Annotated in this window: 6 protein-coding genes and 1 pseudogene; 6 read left to right on the forward strand and 1 reads right to left on the reverse strand. The window is 52.7% G+C overall.

Annotation, left to right across the window (positions count from 1 at the left end; genetic code table 11):
- Positions 1–52 precede the first annotated feature (52 nt).
- From ACED87_RS03740 to ACED87_RS03765, 6 genes are all read left to right on the forward strand, one after another.
- Positions 53–316, forward strand: coding sequence for a phosphoribosyl-ATP diphosphatase (locus ACED87_RS03740; RefSeq protein ID WP_449082832.1), 264 nt, complete (start codon positions 53–55; stop codon positions 314–316).
- Between the two features lie 27 nt (positions 317–343).
- Positions 344–1,189 (forward strand): ATP phosphoribosyltransferase, encoded by an 846-nt coding sequence (hisG, locus tag ACED87_RS03745; RefSeq protein WP_449082834.1) that lies wholly within the window; start codon positions 344–346, stop codon positions 1,187–1,189.
- Positions 1,190–1,276: 87 nt separating this feature from the next.
- Positions 1,277–2,038: an imidazole glycerol phosphate synthase subunit HisF gene (gene hisF / locus ACED87_RS03750; protein ID WP_449082836.1), complete on the forward strand. Its 762-nt coding sequence runs from the start codon at positions 1,277–1,279 to the stop codon at positions 2,036–2,038.
- A 281-nt stretch (positions 2,039–2,319) separates the two neighbouring features.
- On the forward strand, positions 2,320–2,562 hold the full coding sequence (locus ACED87_RS03755; RefSeq protein ID WP_449082838.1) for a type II toxin-antitoxin system Phd/YefM family antitoxin: 243 nt from the start codon (positions 2,320–2,322) through the stop codon (positions 2,560–2,562).
- The gene (locus ACED87_RS03760; RefSeq protein WP_449082840.1) at positions 2,559–2,822 is read left to right on the forward strand and encodes a Txe/YoeB family addiction module toxin; all 264 of its coding nucleotides are present in this window, start codon (positions 2,559–2,561) and stop codon (positions 2,820–2,822) included. The genes ACED87_RS03755 and ACED87_RS03760 overlap by 4 nt, the downstream gene beginning before the upstream one ends.
- A gap of 834 nt (positions 2,823–3,656) precedes the next feature.
- Entirely contained in the window at positions 3,657–5,444 is a 1,788-nt protein-coding gene (locus ACED87_RS03765; RefSeq protein WP_449082842.1) for an ATP-binding protein, read from the forward strand.
- 29 nt (positions 5,445–5,473) lie between these two features.
- Here ACED87_RS03765 and ACED87_RS03770 read toward each other — a convergent pair.
- Positions 5,474–6,052: pseudogene (locus tag ACED87_RS03770) on the reverse strand (Abi family protein); the annotation flags it as partial.
- Between the last annotated feature and the right edge of the window lie 96 nt (positions 6,053–6,148).

Here is a 6,148-nt window from a genome sequence, read left to right on the forward strand (position 1 = left end):
GCCCCTGCGCGGTAACCCCGCCAGGGGCGCAAAGAGAGGTAATCTAGAGACTGTGAAGAACTTTGAAACCCTATTCGCAGAACTGACCGAGAAGGCTGAAACCCGCCCTGAGGGCTCGGGCACCGTGACGGAGCTTGACAAGGGCGTGCACTTTATCGGCAAGAAAATCGTAGAAGAAGCCGCAGAGGTCTGGATGGCCGCTGAATTCCAGTCCGACGCCGAATTCGCTGAAGAAGCTTCACAACTGATTTACCATTTGCAGTGCATGATGATCGCCAAGGGACTGACTCCCGAAGATATCTACAAGTACCTCTAAAACATCATCACCGCAAAGGAAAAACATATGCTGCGTGTTGCAGTCCCCAACAAAGGTATGCTCTCTCAGGCTGCCTCAACCATGCTCACCGAAGCCGGCTACCTCCAGCGCCGCGACTCCCGTGAACTAGTACTCGTCGACCAAGAAAATGAGGTCGAATTCTTCTACCTGCGCCCCCGTGACATCGCCGTCTACGTGGGTGAAGGCACCCTGGATGTGGGTATCACCGGCCGCGACCTGCTCATGGACTCAGGCACCCACGCCGAAGAAGCCCTCAACCTTGACTTTGCCCGCTCCACCTTCCGCCTAGCCGGGCCCGCTGGTACTTTCGCTGACCCTGCTGAGCTAGAAGGTAAGCGCATCGCCACCAGCTACAAGCGCCTGCTCACTGACTACCTGGAACGCTCCGGTATCAAGGCCTCGGTGGTGCGTCTAGACGGTGCGATTGAGTCCTCGATTCGCCTGGGTGTTGCGGACGCTATCGCCGATGTGGTCGAAACCGGCAACACCATGCGCGCTGCTGGCCTAGAACCCTTTGGTGAGCCGATTATGCGCTCTGAGGCTCTGCTCATTAAGCGCCCCGGCGTTGAAGACCACACTGGGCTGGAGCGTCTGCAGCGCCGCCTGCAAGGTGTGCTCATTGCCCGCCAGTACGTGATGATTGACTACAACGTCGAAGAAGCTAACCTTGAGGCCGCTACTAAGCTCACCCCCGGCCTGGAAGCCCCCACTATCTCCCCGCTCTCCCGTGATGGTTGGGTTGCTGTGCGCTCCATGGTGCAGCGTAAGGCCGCTAATAAGGTCATGGACTCTCTCTACGAGATTGGTGGCCGCGGTATTCTTGTGACCGCTATTCAGGCTGCCCGCCTGTAAAGTTTCTCGGCGGCGTCCTCACCCTGTCTATCTTGGGGTGGACGCCGCCGCTTTAATTTTTTAAACTCAAGGAAAGGGGGCGCACCCGTGGGTGTTGCCATTCGTGTTATTCCGTGTCTTGATGTGGACGCCGGCCGCGTGGTCAAGGGCGTCAAATTTGAGGGCCTGCGCGACGCCGGTGACCCGGTAGAACTGGCCAAACGCTATAACGCTGAGGGCGCCGATGAGCTGACCTTCCTGGATGTTACCGCCTCTTCTTCTGACCGGCAGACCACCTTTGATGTGGTCGCTTCCACCGCCGAGCAGGTCTTTATCCCGCTGACCGTGGGAGGGGGAGTGCGCACCGCTGAAGACGTTGACCGCCTGCTGCGCACCGGCGCCGATAAGGCCTCTATCAATACTGCGGCGATTGCCCGCCCTGAGGTGATCAACGAGATTACCGAGCGGTTTGGCTCCCAGGTTTTGGTGCTCTCTGCCGATGCCAAGAAGTCGGATGCCACCCCTTCTGGCTATGAGGTGACCACCCACGGCGGGCGTACTTCCACCGGCCTTGATCTGCTGGAGTGGGCTGCGGAGGCCGCTGAGCGTGGGGTGGGGGAGATCCTGCTGAACTCCATTGATGCCGACGGCACTAAGGCCGGTTTTGATTTGCCCATGATTCGTGCGGTGCGCTCCGTTGTGTCGGTGCCCCTGATTGCTTCGGGCGGCGCGGGCGCCGCCGAGCACTTCCCACCCGCTATCGAGGCCGGGGCGGACGCTGTGCTGGCCGCTTCCATCTTCCACTTCGGCGAAGTAAGCATCGGAGAAGTGAAGGACGCCATCCGCGCGGCTGGGTACGAAGTGCGGTAGGGGAAGACAAGTAAGACACACCAGGCTCACGCTCGCTGCCGACCCTCTCGCCGGTTCGCTAGCGCTCACAGGCGATTCACGCCAGCCCCGCGCCAGCAGCTTCGCTGTGAGCCTGGTTTGCCTTACCTCTGCCAGCCAAATTTCGAAAATAAAACCTGCATCCGTTTAGCGTCTATTAAGAATATAAATACCCTTTGGCTGATAGAAAAACTCCATCATGGTGGTGAAAGCCAAGCAGATACCCTCTTGCTGAGGCGTACGTAATTCCGTATTATTGGGGTATGACTACGATTTCAGTAACTAATGCCCGTAGCGATCTCTACCAGTTGGTTGACCAGGTCAACGCTGACTCGCACCCTGTCACCATTGCAGGAAAGCGAGGTAACGCTGTGTTAATTGGCGAAGATGATTGGCTGGCTATCCAAGAAACTCTATACCTCAGCTCTATCCCTGAAATCCGAGAAAGTATCCAGCAGGCTCGCAAGGAGCCTCTGAGCGAAGGCAGCACGGAGCTTCCTTGGTGAGCTGGAAACTGATTTACTCCAAGCAAGCGCAAAAGGATGCACTCAAACTTAAACGTTCTGGCTTACAACCTAAGGCTCAGAAGCTGCTAGAGGTAATTGCTGAAAACCCTTGGCAGAACCCTCCACGCTACGAAAAACTCGTTGGAGACATGGCGGGCTTGTATTCCAGACGAATCAACGTTCAGCACAGACTTGTGTATGACGTGTTCGAAGAGGAACACACCATCCATGTGCTAAAGATGTGGACCCACTACGAGTAAACCGTACAGAGCCCATCTAGCAGTTTATATCGAGCATGAACTCGACAAACTGCTCAGCTGGCATCTTGCGCATATGTACAACTTGATCTATGGCGTTCTATCCCAGACTCCTTCATCCTAAAAAACTTGATTTACTTGCTGTTGTGCCTGTCGTGGTTATAGAGGGTGCTCGTACAGTGGGGAAGACAATCTTGATGAACTAGCTGGATCACGGGGGGCACTCCCCGTCTGACGGCGGATTTCGTTCGCTCTTGTGTGCTCGCGCGCTCACACTCGCTCACTTCATCGAGCCAACAGCTTCGCTGTGAGCCTGGCTTGCCTTACCTCTCCCAGCTAACTTTCGAAAATAAAACTTACATGGTTTTAGCGCTTCTCTGTAGCTAGACGGCTAAATGCTTTTTCAAGGTCTTTGATGGGCAGGCTGTTGTGGAGAGACTTTGCCTGGAAAGCATAGATACTCCGCTTTGCGTCTGTTAGCCCATCTGTGCCACGCGTATGTTCGGTGCGTGAGCGACGAGTTGTAGCTTTGTTACTGGTCTTTAGTACCTTTTTAGCTTTTCTGACTGCTGTTTTTACTCTATTTCTGGGAAGAGGGCTGGTAGTCCTGGGCCATGTCGAGAACTGCCTTGGCCTGGTACTTCCCGCCCGTCATTGAGATCGGCGCGGAAGCCTAGTGTGCAGCTATAATTTTCCACTTCGGCGAAGTAAGCATTGGGGAAGTGAAGGACGCCATCCGCGCGGCTGGGTACGAGGTGCGGTAGGAAAGCACCGTACTTTTAACAACTTGTACATTCGATGTACAAAATTTTGTACATCGAATGTACAATTTGACCTATGACCTTCTATACCAGATTCCTTGAGCCCAAGATACTTGACTTACTTTCTGTTGCGCCTGTCGTAATTATCGAAGGCGCTCGCGCTGTGGGGAAGACAAGCTTGGTGAATAAACTAGTTCATGAGGGGTACCTCAAGGCAGTTTATTCCATGGCTGATACCGGTCTGCGAGCAGTGGTTGAGGCTGATACAGTGGGTTGGCTCCGTGGTTTAGAGTGGCCCTGCGCAATCGACGAAGCTCAGCTGGTCCCTGAGCTGCCGGTTGCTGTGAAACAGGTTCTCGATGAGAACCAGGACTCAATTCGTCTGGTTCTTACCGGTTCTTCAAGCATCGGGCAAAGCGGCTTTGGCGGCACTGACCCTCTGGCACGCAGGGCTTTACGAGTATCATTAGAGCCTTTGAGTGAGGCAGAAATCAGCTCTCCCCATCAGCAGCCGTGGTCTGTGATAGATGCACTATTTGATGCACATCCGATTACAGGGGAACAAGTACAACCTCTGGATATTGAATCTGATGCGATTGTTCTAGGAGGTATGCCCCAGTATCGTCGGTTTGCTGGTTATTCAGCGACCTCTACTTTAGGGCTGGCTATTGACGAGGGTATAAGAAGCATCTTAACTCAGCGGGTAAAGCCAGGTGAGTCGTTTGATCAGGTGCGTGCACACGAGATTTTGGCTTATGTTTTAAGGCACCCTGCTTCAGAGCTAAATATCTCTGAAATGGGCAGAGAACTCTCAATGGATCGCCGCACAGTTGATTCTTATCTCGACGCTCTCGAAAAACGTTTCTTAATCTATGAGGTTCCTAACCTACACCGGGCTTCAAAGAGGTCTCTGCGGTCTTCAGCTAAGTTTTTCCCCGCAGATGTGGCTTTATCCGCCCGGTCTTTGGTGAGTACGAGTGATGCACAGTTAGTTGATGCAGATGTACGAGGGCGCCTGGTCGAGACGCTGGTCATGCAGCAGGTACGCGCCCATGCTGGATGGGCTGAGCGTAGTGTGGAGATATTCCATTGGCGACAGCGGATTAAGAACAAGGACGTTGAGGTCGATGTAGTCTTGCGTGATTCTGCGGGCTCTCTCATTGCTGTGGAAGTGAAAGCTTCTGCGCGTGTAAAACCTGAATTCTTGAAGGGGCTAAAGGCCTTTCAAGAATTGTATGGTGACAGGGTAGCTCGGGGTTTCGTCGTTTGTAATGTGGCTCAGCCTGTGCCTTTAGGTGAGAACATATGGGCACTTCCCTTGGCCGCCTTATGGGACGCTAGTTTGTGGCAGGGGCTGATGAACAGAGCGCGCGCAACTGCGATTGAGCCACGGGCAGAGCTTGAGCCCTCTAAGAACACTGGCGATGTTGACCTGCGTGTCGTTGCTAGTTTCGCTGCGGCTGATGGGGGCTCTGCGTTAGCAGGGAATATTCGTGGCTTTGCTGAAGACGTTGCTGATGCTGTTGAGGGCCTATCTGGTTTGAATGTTGAGCTCATCTTTGATGATGATTCGACAGGCCTGGCCGATACCTTTGGGGCGGACGCTGACGAGCAGCTACCTCATGTTGGCTTGGCTTTGGTGACGCCTCGCTGGGTAAAGCAAATAAGTGACTTGTCTGTGTTAGACAGTAAGAACGTTGTGCCGGTTCTGTGGATTGCTAACTCTAAGATTCCAGAGGAACAGAGTAGGGCTGTCCTTGATTTAACGGATGTGCGTCGTGCAGATCGTGATTCTGCACAGTACCGCCTGGGTGTGGAGCAGGTGGCGGAGAGCTTGCTCTCTAAGATGTCCCACAATCTCTAGTGGCTCAGCTCCTCCACCTTTGTGGAATATTAGTTATTCCAGATTTCTAATTCTTGCCAGTTGCCAGGAAAACCCATGTTACGTTCGGCAGTAATAAGCGGTTCAGATAGCTCTTTCAAATATATTTGGGGTAGCTTTTTAACCTGTGTTTTGAACGTGTTGTGCCAATTAGTTCCAGATTCATGGCATCTAAGCATGTGGGCAAGTAAGACACACGGCATGTAAACTTTGTCGGCTGGGAGCGTCTTATCTATATGCTTTAGATATATTTTGAAGTAAGAGTTTGGAGGAACAGATACATTTCTCTTCATGCTCTTATTGAAAACTCTTGCGCCATGAGCGCAGTCGTTTCTTAAATCCATGATTGCAAGTAGCCAGGAGCCAAACTTGGTGCCTTGTCGAACCCCGAACTTTCTTGCCACATCATTTTGGTCTTCTACCTTCATCAAAAGATAAAAGTGAATTAGGGTTCCAAAGGACAAAATTTCTAGTGCTGCCCACACAGGAATTTCTGTCTTGTAGACAAGAGTATGGTGCGCTATGAAATCGTCATTATTTTTGGATTTTTTAGCGCTCTCGTACTGAGCTTTCCAAGCCTCAAACTTGGTTGTTTTATCTCGAGAAGAAGTAGAGGCTTATTCAAAAGTCCCACCCGCAGCCAAAAACACCAACCCCCGCACCACCGCAAACACCCGCCCATACAA

It is taken from the genome of Rothia sp. 32237D007AR (assembly GCF_053544675.1).

Excerpts from the sequence above, each read along its gene's own strand:
- hisG (WP_449082834.1), top strand. The coding sequence starts at position 344 with ATGCTGCGTGTTGCAGTCCCCAACAAAGGTATGCTCTCTCAGGCTGCC.
- ACED87_RS03755 (WP_449082838.1), top strand. The coding sequence starts at position 2,320 with ATGACTACGATTTCAGTAACTAATGCCCGTAGCGATCTCTACCAGTTG.
- ACED87_RS03765 (WP_449082842.1), top strand. The coding sequence starts at position 3,657 with ATGACCTTCTATACCAGATTCCTTGAGCCCAAGATACTTGACTTACTT.